The sequence below is a fragment of the Puniceibacterium confluentis genome (assembly GCF_007923445.1).
In the GTDB taxonomy this organism is placed as follows: domain Bacteria; phylum Pseudomonadota; class Alphaproteobacteria; order Rhodobacterales; family Rhodobacteraceae; genus Puniceibacterium; species Puniceibacterium confluentis.
This window is the reverse complement of sequence record NZ_VOJI01000015.1, coordinates 1-20,581: the sequence shown is the minus strand read 5'-3', so window position 1 is coordinate 20,581 and position 20,581 is coordinate 1. Positions and strand designations below refer to the sequence as shown.

The 20,581-nt window shown below is 58.7% G+C and carries 20 protein-coding genes; 8 read left to right on the top strand and 12 right to left on the bottom strand.

Annotation, left to right across the window (positions count from 1 at the left end):
• Window positions 1–39: 39 nt before the first annotated feature.
• From tsaD to tsaE, 4 genes are all read right to left on the bottom strand, one after another.
• Entirely contained in the window at window positions 40–1,038 is a 999-nt protein-coding gene (tsaD, locus tag FOY53_RS16315; RefSeq protein ID WP_146590809.1) for a tRNA (adenosine(37)-N6)-threonylcarbamoyltransferase complex transferase subunit TsaD, read from the bottom strand.
• Window positions 1,035–1,661: an L-threonylcarbamoyladenylate synthase gene (locus tag FOY53_RS16310; RefSeq protein WP_146590807.1), complete on the bottom strand. Its 627-nt coding sequence runs from the start codon at window positions 1,659–1,661 to the stop codon at window positions 1,035–1,037. Before FOY53_RS16310 ends, tsaD begins: the two co-directional genes overlap by 4 nt.
• A gap of 172 nt (window positions 1,662–1,833) precedes the next feature.
• On the bottom strand, window positions 1,834–2,481 hold the full coding sequence (gene tsaB, locus FOY53_RS16305) for a tRNA (adenosine(37)-N6)-threonylcarbamoyltransferase complex dimerization subunit type 1 TsaB (protein ID WP_146590804.1): 648 nt from the start codon (window positions 2,479–2,481) through the stop codon (window positions 1,834–1,836).
• Window positions 2,478–3,017: a tRNA (adenosine(37)-N6)-threonylcarbamoyltransferase complex ATPase subunit type 1 TsaE gene (gene tsaE / locus FOY53_RS16300; protein ID WP_146590801.1), complete on the bottom strand. Its 540-nt coding sequence runs from the start codon at window positions 3,015–3,017 to the stop codon at window positions 2,478–2,480. Before tsaE ends, tsaB begins: the two co-directional genes overlap by 4 nt.
• 1,648 nt (window positions 3,018–4,665) lie before the next feature.
• Between tsaE and FOY53_RS23165 the strand changes: the two genes are divergently transcribed.
• The gene (locus FOY53_RS23165) at window positions 4,666–4,824 is read left to right on the top strand and encodes a hypothetical protein (RefSeq protein ID WP_186766636.1); all 159 of its coding nucleotides are present in this window, start codon (window positions 4,666–4,668) and stop codon (window positions 4,822–4,824) included.
• Between the two features lie 204 nt (window positions 4,825–5,028).
• Here the strand turns inward: FOY53_RS23165 and FOY53_RS16295 are convergent, their stop codons facing one another.
• Window positions 5,029–5,526: a lactoylglutathione lyase family protein gene (locus tag FOY53_RS16295; RefSeq protein WP_146590799.1), complete on the bottom strand. Its 498-nt coding sequence runs from the start codon at window positions 5,524–5,526 to the stop codon at window positions 5,029–5,031.
• A 108-nt stretch (window positions 5,527–5,634) separates the two neighbouring features.
• Here FOY53_RS16295 and FOY53_RS16290 point away from each other — a divergent pair, with 108 nt between their 5' ends.
• The 4 genes from FOY53_RS16290 (at window position 5,635) to FOY53_RS16270 (ending at window position 10,326) form a co-directional block, all read left to right on the top strand.
• Window positions 5,635–6,525, top strand: coding sequence for a LysR family transcriptional regulator (locus FOY53_RS16290; RefSeq protein ID WP_146590797.1), 891 nt, complete (start codon window positions 5,635–5,637; stop codon window positions 6,523–6,525).
• Between the two features lie 1,059 nt (window positions 6,526–7,584).
• Complete coding sequence (locus FOY53_RS16285; RefSeq protein WP_146590795.1) at window positions 7,585–7,851, top strand: hypothetical protein; 267 nt, start codon at window positions 7,585–7,587, stop codon at window positions 7,849–7,851.
• Window positions 7,852–8,632: 781 nt separating this feature from the next.
• Complete coding sequence (locus FOY53_RS16275; protein WP_186766635.1) at window positions 8,633–9,046, top strand: TadE/TadG family type IV pilus assembly protein; 414 nt, start codon at window positions 8,633–8,635, stop codon at window positions 9,044–9,046.
• The gene (locus FOY53_RS16270; RefSeq protein ID WP_439332547.1) at window positions 9,046–10,326 is read left to right on the top strand and encodes a Tad domain-containing protein; all 1,281 of its coding nucleotides are present in this window, start codon (window positions 9,046–9,048) and stop codon (window positions 10,324–10,326) included. Before FOY53_RS16275 ends, FOY53_RS16270 begins: the two co-directional genes overlap by 1 nt.
• A gap of 409 nt (window positions 10,327–10,735) precedes the next feature.
• Here the strand turns inward: FOY53_RS16270 and FOY53_RS16265 are convergent, their stop codons facing one another.
• The 3 genes from FOY53_RS16265 to rsgA form a co-directional block, all read right to left on the bottom strand.
• Window positions 10,736–11,404 (bottom strand): MarC family protein, encoded by a 669-nt coding sequence (locus FOY53_RS16265; protein ID WP_146590788.1) that lies wholly within the window; start codon window positions 11,402–11,404, stop codon window positions 10,736–10,738.
• 492 nt (window positions 11,405–11,896) lie between these two features.
• The gene (locus tag FOY53_RS16260) at window positions 11,897–12,325 is read right to left on the bottom strand and encodes a GNAT family N-acetyltransferase (protein ID WP_146590786.1); all 429 of its coding nucleotides are present in this window, start codon (window positions 12,323–12,325) and stop codon (window positions 11,897–11,899) included.
• A complete protein-coding gene (rsgA, locus tag FOY53_RS16255; RefSeq protein ID WP_146590784.1) occupies window positions 12,322–13,407 on the bottom strand; it encodes a ribosome small subunit-dependent GTPase A in 1,086 nt (361 codons plus the stop codon). The genes FOY53_RS16260 and rsgA overlap by 4 nt, the downstream gene beginning before the upstream one ends.
• 373 nt (window positions 13,408–13,780) lie before the next feature.
• On the opposite strand from rsgA, the gene FOY53_RS16250 reads away from it, so the two are divergent.
• Window positions 13,781–14,413, top strand: a complete 633-nt coding sequence (locus FOY53_RS16250) for a tyrosine-type recombinase/integrase (RefSeq protein ID WP_146590782.1) — start codon at window positions 13,781–13,783, stop codon at window positions 14,411–14,413.
• Window positions 14,414–14,668: 255 nt separating this feature from the next.
• Here FOY53_RS16250 and FOY53_RS16245 read toward each other — a convergent pair whose 3' ends face one another.
• Window positions 14,669–15,619 (bottom strand): hypothetical protein, encoded by a 951-nt coding sequence (locus FOY53_RS16245; RefSeq protein ID WP_146590780.1) that lies wholly within the window; start codon window positions 15,617–15,619, stop codon window positions 14,669–14,671.
• 1,265 nt (window positions 15,620–16,884) lie between these two features.
• On the opposite strand from FOY53_RS16245, the gene FOY53_RS16240 reads away from it, so the two are divergent.
• Window positions 16,885–17,145 (top strand): hypothetical protein, encoded by a 261-nt coding sequence (locus FOY53_RS16240; RefSeq protein WP_222435274.1) that lies wholly within the window; start codon window positions 16,885–16,887, stop codon window positions 17,143–17,145.
• A gap of 15 nt (window positions 17,146–17,160) precedes the next feature.
• Here the strand turns inward: FOY53_RS16240 and FOY53_RS16235 are convergent, their stop codons facing one another.
• The gene (locus FOY53_RS16235; protein WP_246107436.1) at window positions 17,161–17,889 is read right to left on the bottom strand and encodes a Crp/Fnr family transcriptional regulator; all 729 of its coding nucleotides are present in this window, start codon (window positions 17,887–17,889) and stop codon (window positions 17,161–17,163) included.
• Between the two features lie 868 nt (window positions 17,890–18,757).
• Here FOY53_RS16235 and FOY53_RS16230 point away from each other — a divergent pair.
• Complete coding sequence (locus tag FOY53_RS16230; protein WP_146590776.1) at window positions 18,758–19,078, top strand: hypothetical protein; 321 nt, start codon at window positions 18,758–18,760, stop codon at window positions 19,076–19,078.
• Window positions 19,079–19,522: 444 nt separating this feature from the next.
• Here the strand turns inward: FOY53_RS16230 and FOY53_RS16225 are convergent, their stop codons facing one another.
• Window positions 19,523–19,735 (bottom strand): hypothetical protein, encoded by a 213-nt coding sequence (locus FOY53_RS16225; protein WP_146590773.1) that lies wholly within the window; start codon window positions 19,733–19,735, stop codon window positions 19,523–19,525.
• Between the two features lie 102 nt (window positions 19,736–19,837).
• On the bottom strand, window positions 19,838–20,581 hold a 744-nt coding region (locus FOY53_RS16220), incomplete at its 5' end, for a peptidoglycan-binding protein (RefSeq protein WP_222435273.1).

The window sequence follows — 20,581 nt, the reverse complement described above, 5'->3', positions numbered from 1 at the left end:
CACATTCCCGTCCGCCGACGGCAACCAACCGCTCGGCTGCTACCAGGCCGCCAGAGACAGGCTGGGTGTTGTGCGCAGGTCCTTGGGGGCATCGTTTTCCAGATAGTCCCAGGTCGCCAGAGCAATCATCGCGGCATTGTCCGTGGCCCATTTCAGCGGGGGCAGACAGGGGATCAGCGCGTTCTCCGCGCAGATCCCTTCGACCAGCGCGCGGATCTGCGGGCTGGCCGCCACGCCGCCGACGACGACCAGAGACCCTGAGGGATATTCCGCAATCGCCCGGCGCACCTTGGCCCCCAGCACATCCAGGCAGGCCGCGACAAAGGACGCAGCCACATCGGCCCGGTCCACACCGGGATCCTTTTCCAGCAGGCGCGCCACACTGGATTTCAGCCCGGAAAAAGAAAATTCGTACCCGTCCCGGATCATCGGCCGGGGAAACCGGTGCACCGGCTGTCCCTGCACCGCCAGCCGGTCGAGCGCCGGGCCGCCGGGCATCCCGAGGTCAAGCATGCGCGCCACCTTGTCATAGGTTTCGCCGACCGAATCGTCCCGGGTGGTGCCCAGCACGGTCACGTCCACCGCGCTTTGCAGGTGGCACAACAGCGTGTGCCCGCCCGAGACAAGCAGCAGCAGCGCCGGATAGGTGATCCGCCGCACGTCAAGGTCGGGGCTGCGCAGATGCCCGCGCAGGTGGTTGACGCCGTAAACCGGTCGGTCCCAGGCGATCCCCAGCGCCTGCGCCGTGTTCACCCCGACGATCAGCGAACCGATAAGCCCCGGGCCGCGCGTCACGCCGATGGCGCGGATCCGTGCCGGGTCGGACCCCACGGCCGCCATCACCTTGTGCACCGTCGGCAGGATCGCCTCCAGATGCGCGCGGCTGGCGAGTTCCGGAAACACGCCACCGAATTCCGCGTGGATGTCGAATTGTGACACCGTCTCGCAGGCGACGACCTGACCGTCCCGGCCGACCAGTGCCACCGATGTGTCGTCACAGGAGGTCTCAATCCCGAGAATGAGGTCTGCCGTGCTCATGTGCCCAGATATCCGGCAAGCGCCGCGGCCGGGATGGCGCCGATGCGTTCGATCACCGGCGGCACGGCGCGGCAGTTGACCAGGGTCGACGGCACCGGGCCGCCGCCGCGTCCCGAAACCACCATGTCGGGCTCTGCCGTCAGCTGCGCCGCTGCGGCGAGCGTATCGCCCGGGGTGTCCATGCCGGATCGGTTTGCGCTGGTGACCATCAGCGGCCCGACAAGCCGCAGCAGATCCAGCAGGAACGCATCGTCCGGTATCCGGAAGGCCAGTTCCTCGCGACCGCGCAGCCAGTCGGCCTGCCCCTGCCCACGCACCGCAACCACGAGGCTGAGTGGTCCGGGGCAGAACGGCGAGGCAATCAGGGCGCGGGCCACCGCCGACACGTCGGCACCGATGTCTTCGAGCTGTTGCACCGAGGCGACCATGACCGGCAGGTTCTTGTGCGCCGGGCGGTCCTTCAGGGCAAAAATCCGCGCGACGGCCTGGGGCCGGGACGGCAGCGCCGCGAGCCCTAGCACCGTGTCCGTCGGCACAAGCACAACGCCGCCCGCCTCGAGACAGCGCGCCGCCTGAACAAGCTGGGTCCCCGTGTCGGCGGGTTCTGTTGCGGTGTTCGTCATGTTCTGTCCTTCTGGCCCTGTCGCATCCGACCGGAACGAAAGCGCGGCCTGCCCTCGCAAGGGGCAGCAGGAACCGCACCTGTCCCGATGTCACAAACCCTGCGGCGGCTGTACTGGCCTGCCCCCATCCACGCAACTCAAAAGGCCACAGGGCACAGGTGCGGTGCAGGTTTCAGCCGGCCGCAAGGGCTTCGGGACCGGTGATCGGTTCAAGGATTTCCGTGGCACCGACCCGCACCGGGACACGGCGCGTGGCCTGTGCGAAATGCCTAAGCGCCGGCGGGTCGATCTCCAGCGGCTCCACCCCGTTCAAGGTCTCGGGTGCCAGTCTGAGCCGCGGCAGCGGACCTGCGAGAGCCACCGCGCCGTGGTCCGCCGTGATGCGGGGCAAGACGAGCTCGGGGCGCTCGCAGCCGGAGGCAACCATGCGCCTCCCTTCGTACAGCGCCCAGAACGCCAGCCCCCCCTGCGCCGGGCGCATGCTGCACACCGGGCGCTGCGTGAGCTCGCGCGCATGCAGCATCAGCAGTTCCAGTGCCGACACCCCCCAAAGTCGTGCCGGTGCCGCAAAGGCCAGCGCATTTGCAAAACTCACTCCGGCGCGGGTCGACGACAGGCCGCCGGGCCCCAGATCCACCCAGACGGCGTCAATCTCGGACAGCGCACATCCGGCCGATCGGGTCAGGTCGCGGAACAGGGCGCCCAGGTCTCTGGAGCGTGCGCTGCGGTCGGTGCCGTGGATTTCATGGTGCAGGACTCCGGCGTCGGACATGAGGCCGAGACCGAAGCTGGCAGACGACGTCTGGACGATCAGTTTCACGACGCCGACCCCGCATCGGTGGCCTGTTCCCGACCGTACCGGGCCAGATCCGCCAGCAGCGACTGCCAGCGCCCGCCGCTGGCGGCAAAATCAAAGTGCCGCGCGTCGGGCGCCCCGTCCAGAAAACCGATCCTGACATGCAGGCTGTCGGGAAATACCGCGGCCACCCGTTCGCCCCATTCGATCAGGGCCAGCGATTCGGGGAAGAACTCGTCCAGACCGAGGTTCTGAAACGCCCGTGGTCCGTCAAGCCGGTAGGCGTCAATGTGGAATATCTCGAACTGCGGACAGGTGTAGACATTCGAGATCGCATAGGTCGGGCTGGATGGCTGCTCTTCGCAATCGAGCGCGCGGCAGATCTGGGTGACAAATGTCGTCTTTCCCGCCGCCAACGCACCGTCCAGCAAGACCACGTCACCCACCCTGAGCTGACTGGCCAGATACCGGGCGAGGTCCTGCGTTTCGATCCGAGAGACGCATGTCACACGCGCATCCGGCCCAAGCCGCGCCGCATCATCCTGCAGACCCTTGTTCACAGCTCACCGCTCCTGTTGACCGCCACGGCCGAAAACTGCCGCGTTTCAGCGGCTGCCTTACCGCACCTGTCCGGGAGAATCCAGTTTGCAGCCTGTGGCAGGACGGGTCGTCTTTCACGGCGGAATTGACGGCAGGGTTTCGAGGTCCGCCGACCGTGCGTGCGCCGGGCCGAGGCCGGGTGCGCGGGACGCCGCCGTGCCGCCGCGCAGGTCCAGACACGCCGGGGTCCTGGTCTGCCTGCCCGCCGGTGATCACCGCGCCGTCCGGGCGGCCCTATTTTATTGCTGCGACTCAGCCATTTTTGTGCTATGAAAAGCCTTACAGAAGCCAGTCTACAGCGCCTCATTATCAGGATATCCCTTCATACAGAGCGCGTGAGATGCTTCTTGAAACCGCCGCTGAAACGCGGCGGTTTTCACGTGGTCCTTCTCAGGCAAATGCGCGCCTCGAGGCGATCCTGTCGGCGCCCTCCGGGTTGGGTGCACGCCGAGATCCCTGCAGGAACTTGAAGGTTTGCGCGCCCGGCGCAGCCAGTCAGATCTTGTGCGGACCGGCGTTGTCCTCCCAGACCAGACGCGGGTGGCCGTGTGTCACCATGCGCTGTGGGCAAGAAAGAAATCTGAAATGGTGCGGGTGGCCTGCACCGGATTGCTTAATTATTGCAGTATCTTGGGGCATAATCAGCGTATTTAATGCGTAGCCGATATCTGCCAACTACTATATGGCATAGGTGCACGGGCATACGAACCAGACCATCTGCACCTGGTCACCGACTGCTCGCCGACACAGAGACTTCCCAAGCTTCAGTTACAGGTGCAGTTTCCATCACCCGCACCACAAATTTATCCTATAAATTAGAATTTTAGGGGGTGTCCGCAAAGCGTTGTGGTGCGCTTCGTTGCTTCGTAGAAAGGCCTATATCACTCCGCTTTTTCCGCGGAGGATGCCCTTGTTACACCACGACTTTCGCCGTTTTCTCGATGCCCTCGATGACCTAAACCCGGTCCAAATCGAAGACGCCCAGATGTAGATCCGGGATCTCCAACGAAAGACGGAAGCGATCTCGGAGATCGAAGCGCGGACAAGCCAAGATCACAAGTGCCCTTTCTGCGGTGATGAGCGCCGCCAGAAGTGGGGCGCACGCGAACCAACGTCCAGCGCTACCGCTGCACCGGCTGTCAGAAGACCTATTCCGGCCGAACCGGCAGCGCCATCGGTCGTATCCGTCGTCCAGACCTGTTCATGGTCGCGATGCGGGACATTTTGGGCACCTCCGCACCGCAGTCAGTGCGCAGACTCGCTCGGCGGCTCGGGGTCAACAAATACACGGTCTGGTGCTGGCGGATGCTGGTGTTCTCCATTATCGAAAGTGGCTCCGCCATGAGCTTCTCGGGAGTTGTGGAGGCGGATGAGACCTACCAACGGGAGTCGCGCAAGGGATCTCGCGAGAGCATCCGGCACTCCGCAGATCCGGAGACGGTCGCACCGCCGCCCCGTCCCAGATGTTAAGATTTCACCACGCAGGGGCTGAAGTTGATGCGATGCCTCTAGAAATGGCAGTTTCCCATTTTCACCGTCGCAGACCGCGGGGGCGTGCACCTCTTCCGCCGCCTGCCGAACCGCACAGGCGTCTCGCTGGAGCGGGCCATGAAGCCACTGGTGCCGAGCGATACCGTGTTCTGCTCGGACGGAGCAAACGGCTACAAAAATCCCGCAGCGGCGAGAGGCATCGAACACTTCGTAGTCGGCAGCAAGGCTGGCACGCGCGTGGCCTCTGGTTGCTATCACATCCACAACGTGTACTAGCTCCATGCCCGCTACAAAAAGTTAATCAAGCCCTTTTGCAGATCGGCCACCAAGAACCTCAACAGCTACATCCGCTGGCTGGAGGAGCGACTGGCTGGGGTGTCGCCTGCGGACATTTTCAGTTCATCGTAGTTTCCGCCCGACCCAGTTGAATGCGATGTCGGGTTGTGTCGGCCCCGTGTCACACGGAGCCGGCGCGGCCAGCTATTGGTAGGCGCCAGCGGAATAGGTGAGCTCGTAGCTGTGGCTGTAGAGCTCGAAGACAATGCCGAACGGGTCTTCGACGTAGACCATCCGGTAGGGCTTGGTCCCTGGGAAGTATTCGCGCACCGGCATCCGCTGCCGCCCGCCGGCCTCGACGATGCGTTGGGCGAGACCTTCGACGTCCGGGTCCTGCACCGCGAAGTGGAAGGTGCCTTGGCGCTTGTGCTCGAGCTTGTCCTCGGGCGCGTAGTTGCCTGGAAACTCGAAGATCTCGATGCCGATACCGTCGGCGGTCGACAGGTGCGCGATCCTTAGCGAGCCCCACCCGGGGCCGAACACGTCCGTGCACATGATACCGATAGCGCTATCGTCCTCGACGGCCTCAGAGGGTTTCATCACGACGTAGAACCCGAGCACTTCGGAGTAGAATTTCACGGCAGCATCGAGGTCCGGAACGGACAGGCCGATGTGGGAAAAAGTGCGTGGTGTCTGGGTCATCTCATATCTCCATTCAAGTTGCGTTGCGTTGACGCCGATATGGACTGCGCGTACCGTTTTGTGAAAATATCAATCGATATAGAAATCCAAACGAAGTGTTATCATTCGATGCTCAACGCCACTTGGCTCGAGACTTTCACCACTCTTTGCGAAACCGAGCACTTCACCCAAGCCGCAGAGCGTCTGAACATGACCCAACCGGGCGTGAGCCAGCATCTCAGGAAACTCGAGCAGCAGGTCGGACACGGGCTGATCAGTCAACACGGCAAGAGCTTTAGCCTGACCCCAGCGGGTGAAGTAGTCTTTGAGCTTGGTCTGTCGCGCCGCGCCGAGGAGAAACGTCTGCGCGACGCCATCGAGGCAGACGACCGGAACGCGGGACCGGTTCACATCGCATGCTCTGGCAGCTTCGCGATGCTACTCTACCCGACCCTGCTGCCTTGGATGCGCGCTGCGCCCGAACTGAGTGTTCACCTCGAGGCGGCGCCGCAGGCCGAGATCCTGGCAGGGCTGCTGGAAGGACGTTTCGACCTGGGCGTGCTGGGGGCGGACCCCGACCACGCGCGGCTGGAGGCCAAAAACCTAGGACGCGAAGAGCTGTGTCTTGTCCTGCCAGCAGACGCAGCCGACACGCCTATGTCTTTCGCCGATCTCGAGGCTCGTGGTTTCATCTCGCACCCCGATGGCTACAGCTATGCCGATGACTTGCTGCGGCTGAATTTCCCGGACGACTATCTTGGCGCCGACCGGCTAAGCGTGCGCGGTTCAGTCAACCAGATAGGTCAAATCCCTGCCCCAGTGGCCAAGGGGATCGGCTACACACTCCTGCCCCGAAGCGGCGTGGAAGCTTTCGCCGACAAAGCGAGCCTCTCCGTCTTCCAGCTCCCGAAGCGCCGTTGGCACGAACTTTGGCTCGTCGTGCGCCGCGGCCGTTGCTTGTCGGCCAGGGCCCGCTACGCGCGGGACTTGGTCGAAGAAGCGGCTGACCTACTCCGATGAACGCAAAATCGTCCGCTTAAAACGGCAGGCCAACACGAAATGCGGACACCCCCAAATTTTATGCGGCATTAGCGGAACAAGCCCGCTAATATCACAAGGGCAAAATCGTGAACATTTGCGGGTATCTGGGAATATAATACACAGAGTTATCCCCAGAGAGCCCGGACCTGCCGCGTCTAATCCACCCGCGCCCTGTCCAGCGCATTGGCTTCCGGCGGCCAGATTAACCGCATATCCTCTGCCCGCGAATTATGCAGACAAAGCTTCGGGCAGGCAGGCAGGCAGCCGGTACATCCCGCAAGCAGGCATACATCGAGTCTCTCAACGGGCGTTGTTGCACAGCCCTAGCGGGAGAGGATTCACAGCGTGAATCTACGCGTTTAGACGGGCAGCATGAGCTAGCCATCACCCGCCCGCTATCGCACACCAAACTGGTTCAGCTACACTGCGGCGGTGCGCAAGCGCGAGTCTCAGCTGATCTAGTTGGACAAGGATATGGCCTGGCTCGCGCCGCACGACGGTAGCCCCGGGCGGCCCGCTGTGTTCGCCGACGGAGCGATCCAGCACTGCCTGCGATCTAGGCCCTGTTCATACTACCTTTGCGATAAACGACGGGCGTGGTTGCCAGCATCTTGAAGATGGCAGGCCAGGGACTTGGTCCGAGCCAGACGATACCACCTTGTGCCGACGGCAGAGGGCGCTGGCGGCCCAGATCCGCGTGACTCTGATCAACGGCTTCTCCGCCCCTGGAACGGCCGAGATCGTTTGCGTGGCCTGAGGCTTAAGGGAAAGGGGAATGGGGCTGTCAGTCCTCAGGTCTGAGTTGCGCAACAATGCCGTTCCAGAGCTAAACGTAGACTTAAAAACACCCCTGCTGACACAATTCCGGTCAACCCTAACACAAACTGCTTCTAGATTGGTTGACAAAAAAGGAGCTATCTTGGGTTGTGCTGGGCTTCAGGGCTGCTCGGTTTCGTTGCATGCCGGAAGAAGGTGGAACTGAGTTTTACCTTCATAAAGCTGTGACGCGGAGTTGCCCTTAGCAGGAAAGTTTTCGTCATGGCCTACCAATCCGTTGAATATGGCTCGTTCGAGAATACCGGACAGCCGATAAGCACGCGATACGAGCTTGAGCTCAGCCCTCCGAGCAAATGCCTGGCGCTTTTATTTATCGGATTCGTTGCCGGACTGCTTCTGACGGCCGGTGTGATCGTCAAATTCGATCTGCACTTTGCGTGGGCAGTGCCGTTGCACGCCGTACTCGGGACTGCGTCCATATTGATCATGGTCGCGATCAATACTCTGACCCCCAAGACTTCGGATTAACTCCAAAATCATTGACCATTACTCATTGTTGAAATCCCAGTGTTTTCGCTGTCAAAATTCCAGGATCAATCCCCATCAATTTCTGTCGTGCTGCGTGATTCACCACGCTTAAAACGGCCAGTAAACATATCTGATCTTTTTAAGTGGACCGACGTGCACATGGCGCGACTTTGACCCTTCCTCCCCAAACTCCACGGCACGTCATGCGGTTAGACAGGCGTGCGCTTAGCGGGATTATATTCATCAATCACAGTAGCTTACGGTAACGTGATGCGCCGGGAAAATGCGGCCTTCACAAAACGTTCTACGATTTTTGGAAGCGCTGGAACGGCAAAGGGATAAAGGCCTGTATCCCGAGTGGAAGGCAGCGAACGACAACCGTCAAATACAACAACCGACGATACAAGTGCCGTAATTGGATCGAGATCATGTTTTGGTAGGCTGAAGGACAGGTGACGTGTGGCACGGCGCCACGACCGCTGCCGAAATGCCTTTTCCTTCCTCAATCGCACTCGCAGAGATCTGGAGTTACTGGCGAAGATTCTCAAGATTAGAAATATTGCCGCTTTTGCGAAGGCCGCCACTCCAGTAAGGCACTGGTCACGCAAAACTCATGCTCGCCGTTGATATTTTCCATACTACTTTTGAACAATTCTCCGCTTTAATAGCTTGAAATTTTTTAATTTGCAGTTTTGGCAACTTAATCGGGAGCGTCGTCAAATTTTTGCCTTAATAAAAGAGAAAATTGCCTGTGACCTTGGGTCAACCACAGGAGAATAAATTGAAACGTTTCAATAATAATTTAAAAAATCTCGGTCAGGATTTTGCGCTGGACGAAGACGGAAGCTCGACCATCGAGTTTGTCATCTGGACCCCGCTCATCGTCACGGCAATAATGCTCATCATCGACTTTTCCTATTCTCTGACCTTGAATGCGAGCATGTGGAACGCCTCCCGCGAAACCGCCCGGGCACTATCGCGTCATACCATCTCCGCCGATGAGGGCGAGATGTACCTACGCAACGCGATGTTCTTTACCGACAAGCCTTACGAGATCGGCATCGATCTCACGCGCGACGACGTCTTCGTCAAAGTTTCTCTGCCGGTTGGAGAGGCGGCGATGACGCCGTTCCTGTCCCGCTACATGCCCGGCTCCCTGTCGGCCAAAGTGTCCATGCTGCGGGAGCCTGTCTAATGCAGACCTTCTCCTTCGTCGGCCTTGCGCGGCACGAGGACGGCTATGCCACCCTGACTTGCCTCTTTGTGCTTACTGTTTCGCTTCTTGTGGGCGGCGCGGCAATTGACACTGCCAACGCCTGGCGCGTCCGCGAAATCTTGCAGACCAACGCCGAGACAGCGGCGCTCAGCGCGGCCATCCGCGCCTCGGAGCCCCGGCTTGGCGAGACTCCGCTCGACGTTGCCAGACGCACCGCTATGACTGGTTTGCAAGTCGCGAAGCTTGAAGACGCCTGGCATCCGGGCAGCTTTGAAATGGGCTATCTCGACGAAGCCAGCCGGGAATTTTCACCCAACAGCTATCCCGCCAATTCGGTCCGGGTGACGCTTGACCGCAACAGCATGCAGGGCAATCCAGAACCGCTGTTGTTCCTCAAGGTGTTCAATTACGACCCCTGGAACATCCGTGGCCGCGCCACAGCCCTGATCAAGACCCGCTCCGGCCCCGCCTGCACCGACCCGCTGCTGTCACTGCAGGCGCGCGTCGACCTGTCGTCGACCAACGCCTTTATCGGGATCTGCCTGAAGGCAAGGGCCGACGCCACTTATGGGGACATGCCGGTTTGGGACCATAAACATGTCACAGGCCTGATCGACGAACTTCTGACCATGGCCGTCACCCCGACGGAGTTCAACGTCTTCGGCGGCCGGGGAATCAGTCGCGGCGAAGTGCAGCGGGCTGTTAACACCGCAACTCGGAATATTCATGCGAGAGACCTGAACAACATCTCGGTGCTGAGCAACGGCAGTTTCCGGGTGGACTGCGATGACAACGAAGTAGTGCGCCTGAGCGAAGGTTTCGTAGTCGAAAACGCGGCGATCTTCTCTGATTGCCCAATCAAGTTCGAGGGCGAGGTCAAGCTGAAGGCAAGCCTCGTCGTTTCCAACCTCGTCTCAGTCTTGCATGGGCTTGGCGATATCTCAGTGACACCGGATGCGGTGCTCACCGGCTCTCCGGCCTGCGCTCCGGGAGATGGCCTCCGGGTGCTGCTGAATGCGGATCTGCACGCCGTGTCCAATATCCCGGCACTGGCATCCACCAAAACGCCGCTCGGCGCGCTGATCGATCAGACCGTTGCGGACACCGGCACAGTGCTCGATCAGACACTGGCTACGCTGGGACCGGTCATCGGCGGCATCGCTGAAGATGTCAGCGAGATCACCACGAATTTCGACCTGCTGCCGGTCTGCCAGAACGTGGCCACGATGATAGACGGCGATACCGTCACCCTGCGCTAGGCGCGTGTGTGCAGCGCGGTCCGGCGACCAGATAAGCCGCATGTCGACGGCCCCGGGAACGCAGCAGACCGAGCAACGCGCCCGAGGTTGAATCTCAGCGCGGACGACTCCAGACGGCGAACGCCAGGGGATCTCAGCCGAATGGCCGCAACTTCAAATGAGGTGGAGGTAGTGCATGGCGCAGATGTAGCGCCGGGGCGGGCCCGAGGGAAGCGGTCGCCTAACAGTCGGGCAAGCGCAGAAGGCGCCCTTTGCAAACTCAGCCCTTTGACGCGATCAGGCGACTTTTCGTGCTGCACTGCCGAAAGCAGAAGCTGACGTTCGCCGCAGGCGCATTACCAAAGCACGGCCGACGGGCTGCAGTGCTGACGAACCTGCCGCTCGGCGGATCAACTTCGAATGACCGCATTCACTCTGTTTCCAATGGCGTCAGGGGGCTTTCAACCGGCGGCGGAGCAATATCCATAACACCGAGTGCATCCAAGCCACCAAGTATAGAATCCACAGCGATTGTTGCCAGAATGATCCCCATGACCCGGCTGATGACACTGGCACCGGTGTTGCCGATCACTTTGTGGACGGCGCTGGCCACGAGCAAGAGGACTAATGTCATAAGCAGAACGATCATCAGAAGGCCCGCGGTGACGGCCTGTTCGGAAATCGACTCGGTGTGATTGTCCGTCAGGATCACAATGGCCAGCATCGCACCGGGTGAGGCGATGGACGGCATCGCAAGCGGGAACACTGCCCCGGCGAGGTGATCGCGCTCAGCTTCTTCGATCTCGCGTGCGGGTTTGGATTCACCGAAAACCATGGTCATGGCGAACAGGAACAGAATAACACCGCCAGCGATCTGAAATGAGCCGAAGCGAAGGCCAAGCGTTTCAAGAAGCAACTGCCCTCCAACAAGGAACGCGAGCAGAACAAGCGCTGCGATAACGACAGCGCGAAGTGCGAAGCGTCGGTGCAGCGTTCGAGGCACCCCTTGAACGGCAAACAGAAATACAGGGATAGACCCGACCGGGTCAATGACGACGATCAGCGTGATCAATTCCTTGGCAAGCGCGGCCCAGTCCATGGTCGGTCAGCATTCTTCCTGATAGGTTGCAGCCTCCTGCGTCCGCAAGTTGGGCAAGAGGGGCAAATGTCATGTTAAGAGCACTGATACTGAAATCTTTTCTGATTCTGAACCTCGCAGTTGCCTCCGCCCTGGCGCAGCAGGATGCCGGTAACATCCGGCTTCCGATTGGGTTGGCGCTCATGGACCAGGAAGCGCTCCTATTCTCCTTCGCACGGTGCTTGAGGCGCTCGAAGATGCTGTAGGTTGTTCGACCGTCAGAAATGCGCAGATAGCGCCCTTTGCAAACTCAGCCCTTTGACGCTATAAGGCGACTTTTCGTGCTGCACTGCCGAAAGCAGAAGCCGCCGTTCGCTGCAGCTGCTTCATTCGAGAACACCCGACCGGCAACAGAGCGGACCTTGCTGCCGCTCGCCCAAGCCATCCCAATGTCTCCTAAAGGCATAGGCCGAGTTTGGAAGGCACCGACTTAGGGTGCCTTCCACATGGTTGTTATGAGGCTGGCATAGCCATCTTGAATGTTTCATCGCCGGTGACGTCAAATGTGCCCTCACCGGTTACCTCAAATCCATACCTTTTATAGAACGGCAGACCGATTTTGTTGTCCTTGAACACTTCCACTGTGAGTGGTCCTTTCAACGACACGACATGATCGACCATCTGGCGGCCCATGCCCTTGCCTTGTTGAGAAGGGTCAAGAAACAGTCCGCCGATTTCTTTGTCGATCATTGCAATGAAACCGACAGGGGTCCCGTCATCTTCCAGCACCCATGTTTCGGCATTCGGGAGATACATGTTACGTATGTCTTTGCGCACTTGGTTTCTGACGTCATCCGACAGGAAAGGATGAGCAAGTGCTTCTGCGTTATCCCAGATTGCAATCAGGGCATCGGCGTCTTCAGTTTTGTATTTACGGATCATTTTTTTCGCTTTCTGGTTTTTTGTTGAACCGTGTTGATCATTTTTTGAAAGGACTTTTCAGCGGATTTGCGTTCGGCCAGTGAGGAAGAGTTGAAACGCTCTTCCGCAGTCAACTTGGTCCATCGTGCAAGTCTGACGGAATCGATGTCCCCGCGCTCCAATGCGCTTTGAATGGCACAACCGGGTTCGGTGTCGTGTTTGCAATCGGCGAAACGGCATTGGCCCGCTAAAGCGACCATGTCTGCAAACACGTCGGCAATCCCCGCCTCGACATCTGTTAGCTGAAGCTCTCGCATTCCAGGGGTGTCCAACACCGCGCAGCCATCGGATGTGAAGTGCAATTGTCGCCGTGTCGTCGTGTGGCGACCTTTGCTGTCTTCTTCGCGAATGGCAGCCGTATCAGCGACACCGTCCATAAATAGAGCATTGACCAATGTGGATTTTCCAACACCTGACGACCCTAGAAACGCAACCGTTTGTCTAGGCTTGCACCATGGAGCGAGCTTGGCAATTGGCTCCTCACCCAAGGCATTAAGCACTTCCACCAGAACACGGTTTGAGATCGCGCTTGCTTCGTCGGCGTAGAGATTAGGATCATCACAGAGATCAGCCTTCGTGAGCAAGATTACAGGCGTTACTTCAGCCTCGAATGCCAAGGCAACATAGCGCTCAAGCCGCGCGATATTAAAATCCTTGTTGCACGAAGACACGATAAAAACCGTATCCACGTTAGCAGCAATCAGTTGCCTCTTGCGGTCTGATCCGGGCGCACGGCGCTCAAAAACGCTGCTACGTTCCAAAACCTTGCTGTTGGATGGGTGTTGCTGATCATAGAGCAACCAGTCACCGACTGTCGCGTCAGGCCGCGGGGGAATAACGTCATCAAAACCTTCACCCAGTGCATGCAGGCCTGTTCTGTGGACTTCAACCACTCGAACGGGCTGCGTGTCAACAGCGGTGTCAATGCTGGTTTGTTGGCTAAAGAAAGGCTTCCAACCAAGTTTTTCCAATGACGAACGCTCGCGTGTTGGAAGCTTTCCGGAACCCGAAGGTGGCAAAAATTGGGAATAGTCCCGTGTCATTGTTGTGAACTTTCATGTTCTGGGCGCAGGCCAAGTCCACGCCAAAATGTGTAGATTAACTAGATTGCAAAAAACCATTCGCCGCCGACAATAAAGCGAGGCGTTAGCTTGGTTTAAATTTGCACCGGGAGGACGCTTTGCCTCCCCACATTATCGGGACATAAAATCTCCATGAAAGTGCGGCATGAGTAGCTCTAGTCGGCAATTTTTGCAAGCTATTTAGCTATGCAGGATGTGAAAAGCGGACAGTCATGCGCACCGCAGCATCAGGTAATTAGGGCTCGAAGCCGACTTTCGCCGCAGATCAATTGTAAAGTTGGCCGTCGGCGAAACGCCGAAGACGTGGCGGGACCGGTGGATTGGAGGAACCGCTATGCCTACCGCCAACCTACCAGCAATCCGTGCCTGCCGTCCCGCTTGGAACAAAGGGCGCATCGTCGGCCAGAAACGTCCGCTGCAACCGAAGCATGTCTGGGCGATCCGGGTCCGATTGGAGATCGCCCATCGGACCCGAGAACTGGCGCTCTTCAATCTCGCCATCGATAGCAAGTTGCGTGGCTGCGACCTGGTGCGGCTCAAGGTCGCCGACGTCTACGCCGCGGGGCAGGTCAGGCACCGCGCTGCGATTGTCCAGAGCAAGACAAGCAGGCCCGTGAGCTTCGAGATTACCGAAGGGACTCGGAAAGCAATCGAAGCTTGGCTCGAATCCCCGCTCATGATTGGGTCGGAGCATCTCTGGCCGGGACGGTTCCACGAACGGCTGCACATTTCGACGCGGCAGTATGCTCGCCTCGTCCGGGACTGGGTGGCCTCCATCGGTCTCGAGCCGAGCGCCTACGGCACCCATTCCATGCGTCGCACCAAGGTTGCGGAGATTTATCGGAAGACCGGCAATCTTAGAGCAGTGCAGCTATTGCTTGGCCATACGAAGATGGACAGCACCGTGCGCTACCTCGGCGTCGAACTGGAGGATGCGCTCGCGATCGCAGAGTCGGTAGAGATCTAAGCGCCAGGGGCCGGTCTGTCGCGGCCGGCCCAGAGCTGCCGTTGGCCATCACCCAATAATGCTGCGGTGCGGCCCGTCGAAGGAGACATTCGTGGATCGTGTAGCATTTTGTAGGCCAGAACGTCGGTCAGCGGACCTAGCGGGCCTTGCCCTTGATGGCATCAATGGCTGCTTCCCAGAAACAGACACAACCTCCCAAAAATTCTAACCGTTCAACAAACGTTGGTCTTTGGCGTGGATGAGTAAAGACACTACTTATCGCACAAGGCTGTCGAACTGGCCTCTATTGGCCTTCCAAAATTCAAGAAGGGTTACAGTCGCTGCATAGGCGGCCCTAACATCGGTTTCAATTACGGCAAATCCGTCTGAAATTACGAATTTTGAAAGTCCGTCGACCCGGATCGCGGACGATTTGCCATTTTCGACCAGCCGCCCAGGCAGGTCGAGCCCTGCGAGTGCTTCTGCAAGTTCCGAATACCCTACGTTCTTGATGGCGAGGTCGACCTCTCCCGCATGCCCCTTGAAATCAACTCGGATATACTCGGCCATTCCGCTCGTGCGCGGTGCGAAGTAGACACTTCGCGGATACCTGGTTCTTGGTGGCAAAAAGAAGCTGGGAAACTCGCGGTCGAGCATTTCGTAAACGGCATCCCACCATTCAACTACATACGGCTCGACTTCAGCAACGTGCAGATCTCTCGACGCTGGCGAATAGTATGGACGTGCAGCGCGCAAGAAGGATGCTTTGTATGCTGCCCGGGGGTCGTCGGTTGACTGATCCAGTGCTGTTGCGGCCTCCCCAAACGTCACATGAGCGACGCCATCAGGCAGCAATGCACGGTAACTCTCAGGGGCGAAAAGCACCACGGAGAAGCTCTGGTTTTCGCTTCGGGCATACTCGGCGGTGGCTCTCCGTTGGTAACGCTCAAGTTGTTCGGGCATCATTGAGGCCGTAATCTTGTCCTCGATAAAGACTCTGTGGATGCCGCCATCTTCACGGTGGAAACAAGCGATCACGTCAGCTTCAGATCCGTCCTCGACTACAGAGACGCGGGTTCGAAAGGCAGGAACCTCAACCTGGACGTCAGGCGCAACTTGGTTCGTGAACCAGGTTGCGAAGGCATTATTCATTCGTAGCTCTTCCGCGAGGAGGAGGTCGATGTCGCGTTCTTGAAAGTTAGATATGTGGCATAGATTGTCGGACATAGCTGCTTCTCCTCAGCAATGATACATGGTGACGAAGGTCCGCACACTGTTTGCGGTCCAGATATCTAATCTAAGAAATTGTCGAAGGCTTTTGGCCTTCACGTGGTTGCGGACATTAGCTGCATTACAGAAAATCGGTAAAGGGGGCTCACAGCTGCCTTGCGGCAGTGCAGCGTGGTGGTCGTTGCGCTGGAACATCAGATCCACCTGTTGGCGCTCGCGCATGAGACCGCACCCAGCCCTTACAAGACATTCGTCGGGACACTCCGCCTGACAGGTGCCACAGTCACGATGGGCGGATTTCGGGGTGTCGCTGAAGCTGCAAAGCCCAAGCCTGCAACCGGCACCACCGGCCGTTCATGACCAAAGTCCGCTACCGCGGTAGCCTATGCGTTGCATAGAGGCTGTGTTCTTGCTTCAAGAGTCAAACGCACTCTCGCTGCTGGGACGATCAGCAAGCCGAATGGCAGCTGGGGAAGGGCCGAGCAGTCAAGCGAAAAACCGCGGATCCCCAGCATTTCAACTGTCCCCGTCCAGACTGTCGGGCAACGGCACGCATTGCTGCGCAAGCCAGGGTGCGACCTTCGATGTGCGCCCAAGCGCGAGGCGTTCGCCGACGGCTTTGGTGTTCGGCGCCGATGGCGGTTGCACCACGGGCGGACTTATCAGGGACCGTCGACACCGGAATGAGGACGCAAGGTCGTGTTTGGTGCGCAATCGTACCCACCTGCGCTCGCTAAAAAGCGGTGTGCTATATTCCTGTGCGAATCGACACTGCCGCATTGACAGTCAGAAACGCCACTTCAAACGGGAAGCGGTCATATGCCCAGTACTCAATCACAAATCGCCAGAAAGGCGAACGCTCGGTCGCGGGTTATCCCAGAGACACCAGATGACGCTCTGGTCAACAATCTCGACATGGATTGCTGGATGCAAACTAAGAGCATCCTGATAAGCCGGACCATCGATATGGCAGAAACCATGAACTTGTTTATGCACACTCGGCGGCGCGCAAACCTTGATGCCTGGAATTCGTTGACGTCTTGCCGACATTCCGCGGAGGTGGTTGGGGTGCAGTGGGGATATTTGGTAAGAGCTGTGACTCAATACCGTGATCATGCTCAGGAACTGTCAAGGAAGTTTCAGCAAGACATCGCAAGCTTGAGCCCCGACAGGGCCGATGGCCCGCAGATGTAAGGGCTTGGTTTCATTTATGATCAGCACGCAAATGGTCAGCTGAACCGCACGATTTATCGTTGCTTTTTATGAAGGGCGGTACTTTCAATATGATCAAACTTCAATGCCAGAATTCTTTCGCCGCGAATCAAGGAATCATGCGACGTCGGCGAGAAGCGCCTCGCAAGGCACGATCAACGCTGATTAGCGAAGAAATGCTTCAGTCTATCCTGGTGATGTTCCTTGATCTCGGCCTTGATCCACTTGAAATAAGCCGCACTTCCGGCCTGCCGCTGGAGATGATCCTGGAGGGTTTGGTGAAGCTGAAATTCACCATTGATGATGCTTGAGAGTTACCTCTTGCTCTACGGGCCCGGTTGATCAAAGCCGATCAGGCGTGCATATTCGGCTTCGGGAACTCCGTACGTCTCCTTCGCTCTTCTCACCAGTCCATCGCGGTCGAGAATGACGATCTTGCCGCGCTCGGCTCGGATCAGTCCCTGGCCCTCGAGAACATGCGTACCGACGGTTACCCCCGCGCGTCGCACACCCAGCATGATCGCCAGGAATTCGTGAGTCAGCTTGATCACGTTACCGCTTATCCGGTCGTGACACATCAGAAGCCACCGGGCGAGCCGTTCTTCCAATCCCGACTGGCCGTTCGACAGCGCTGTCTGGGAGGTTTGGGTCATCAGGACCTGAACATATCGTAGCAAATGGCGCTGCAAGGTCGGGCTCAGCTGCATCAGTTCAAGAAGTCTGTCAGCCTCGATAGTCAACCCCTTTCCACCTATTTGCATGAACGACGAGAGGGAGGAGTACTCGCCTTGCGTCACGATTGCCGTTCCCGACATTCCTTCGTAGCCGAAGAGGCCGACTTCGACCGAACGGCCCTTCTTGGTGGATGCGACGGTCGAGCCGATCCCTGACGTGAGGAAATACACAGTCTTGATCGGTGTGTTGGCGTCTTCCAGAACGGTTCCCTTATCGAGAGCCACGGGTTTCAGATGTGGTTCGATCAGGTTTCGATCAATGGAGGACAGTGTTAAGATCAGATTGCTTTGCCCATACGGGGAAGAATGTTCCTTGATCACGGCGAACCCTTGGCCTTGGGGCAAGAGCTCGGTGTACGGCGTCTCTTAGTCAGCGCCGCCCTGATTGAATGGCAACCAATGGGGCATCGTAGCACAATCGGTTACATTTCTCGGAGTCCATTTTCAGATTGTGTACGGAACCGTACCCAATGGCCAGCGTCGGAAGCCGGTGGGATCAAGATGAGAAGTCGCACTTGCATCGGCAATCGAAGTGATGTTCGCAGCACCATAGGAATGGTAACCGTAGAAAAGTTGCCGTAGAATACATTCTCGTGCCATATAGAGCTCGCCAGTTTGAATATGCACCGCGAACATCACCTGCAAAGTTACTATTTTGTCGGTTGTGCAACAACTCCGGGTACGTTTTCGTACCTTCATCGCTCTCCCCCGGTGTTCCGCCTGACGTCGCACTGACCGCCGCTTTGCCTGAGTGAATCTCATCCCGGTCATCTGGCCTGTGACCGGTTTCCTGGTCTCGGGCCTCCGAAAGCACTCCGCCCCCGGTCACATCGGAACCAGACGGCATGGTCTATGGTGACGATGGACGCATTGCCCACCTCGCTGGCGTCTCATGGCGACGACAATGTGGAATCGGTTTGTGCCATCAACTGGCAGACCTCCGCCCGGTGCGTGGTGAGCAAGGCGCTGACCCGGATCGACAAGGAGGAGATCCTCCACTCCACTCGGCATGACCACCAAGGTCACGAGATCATGCCCTCACGACTTCTCGGAAACGACAGCATAACGAAATCAGCACGAGCGAGTTTGGTGCGCAACCGCACGCACCTGCACGCTCTGAGAGGCAGTGTGTTATGTTGGGTCGGCCAGGGCCTCCCGCGAGTCGGCCATAGGCTCGAAGAACTGGATCTTGGCCAACGCTTCCAACTGGAAGACCCAAAGCCAACTGCAGAAATCGGGAACTGCCATGTCTTCAATGTACTTGGTTATTTCGCTCGACAGTCTTGACGACCGCCTCTTGGACATCAAGGCTGTTGCAGCCGAAAGTGAGAAAGAAGCTATTGAAAGGTCAGGATTTATTACCGCTGTCGCCGTACGGTCGGAAATAAGAACCTCGACACATGCCAATATTAATCGCGTAGGGACGTCAAGACGGCACAGCGTCAAAGCGCAGGCCCGCCCTGCGGTGCTGGCCCTTGCGGAAACCGGGGTATTGGGACCAGATCAGTGACACGACATTTGCTGGCTGGATCACTGTTCTCACTGCGACCGGTGGAGCCCTCTGGCTGGCGACGCAAGATCACGCCGACTGTCGGGAACCCTGCCCGAATCCCCGGCCCTTACAGGGGCTTGACCAGAATTGTGTCACCAGAGGAGCTTTCAAGCCTACGTTTAGCTCTTCAACGCTCTTGAGCGCCGCGTCTCTGCCCCTTCATTCTCATAAGGAAATGGCTTCCCAAGGAAGGGATCTTTGCGCTCAATTTGCTCAATCCCAATACCGCTTCAGCCCCTTGGCTTTTTGACAAAGTTCCTGTTAACAGAAACTTATGATATTGACTGACTCCGCCGCATATTACTTCCTGGGAAGCTCAGCCCCCGCCCGAACATCAATAGCTTTGCGATAGAGTGGAAACACGAAACGCGCCGGATGCGCAGAGACACAGGGCTAGGCGTTTCACAGCCCGATTCCCTTGGTGGCTGTCACGCGGCCGTAGATCGCCAGCAGCCCCCCAGCGGCGGTGACGATCGCCTCGATCAGCCGTGCGGTCTCCGCCGCGTCGTCCGCGGTGACGGTGAGGCCCAGCAGGCTCAGCACCTGCGGGGCCACCGCGATCGCGGCGCCCCAGATCGTCCTGGAGGCGAGAAACGATTTCACTTGGTTGTTCATGGGTCAGTTCCTTTCAGCGGCCACGCCGCGTGGAGGCGGCCGCAGCCGCGGAGAGGGCCAGCGCAAGGCGCCGGTCGGTGATGGGGATCAGGGGGAAGCGGATCACAGGCGCGCCGCCTGCACGTGCATCCAGTCGAAATTGCGCGACCGGCCAAGGCTCACCCAGCCTTCGTTCTCCCAGGCGGTCCAGAACGGTTCGGCATCCTCCTGCGACAGCCGCGCCCGGGGCCGGTTCCAGCTCAGCTGGTTGCGCTGCGGATCAAAGTCGATCGCGATGCCCCAGCTGTGCATGGAATAGCTGCTGCCGCCGCGCATGCGCCGGACGTTCAGCGATCCGCCGAACAGGTGCAGGCCCAGATCCCTGATCTCGCGCTCCGAATAGATCTCCGCCACCCGGTTCAGGACGGCGAGCGCACTGCCGGCCACCTGCCGGTGCAGAGTCATGCGGCGCAGTGGGTGCGAGGTGTCCCAGGCCAAAACCATGTCGAAGGGCACCTCGATCGTGGTCTGGTTTTCACCAACCGCGCCGAAATGCTCCGGCACATCGCTCTGGCGCGGCCAGACGGCCGCCGGGTCGATATGTTCGCGCTCCGGCATCGGGGCCGCGAAATCGGTGGCGCTCATCCGCAGGAAGGTCACGGTCTCGGGCGTGGCGGTGCCGGTGACACTCAGACCCTTTGCCGCCTGAAACGCCCGCAGCGCGGCGGTGGTGAGATCGCCGACGATGCCGTCGATGGGGCCACAGGGGAACTGGTGCGCTGTCAGCCGTGACTGCAGCCATTTGGTGAAGGTCATTGTCCGCTCCAAGGAAAAGCCCCGCGCGATGGCGGGGCGGGTGTGCAGGTC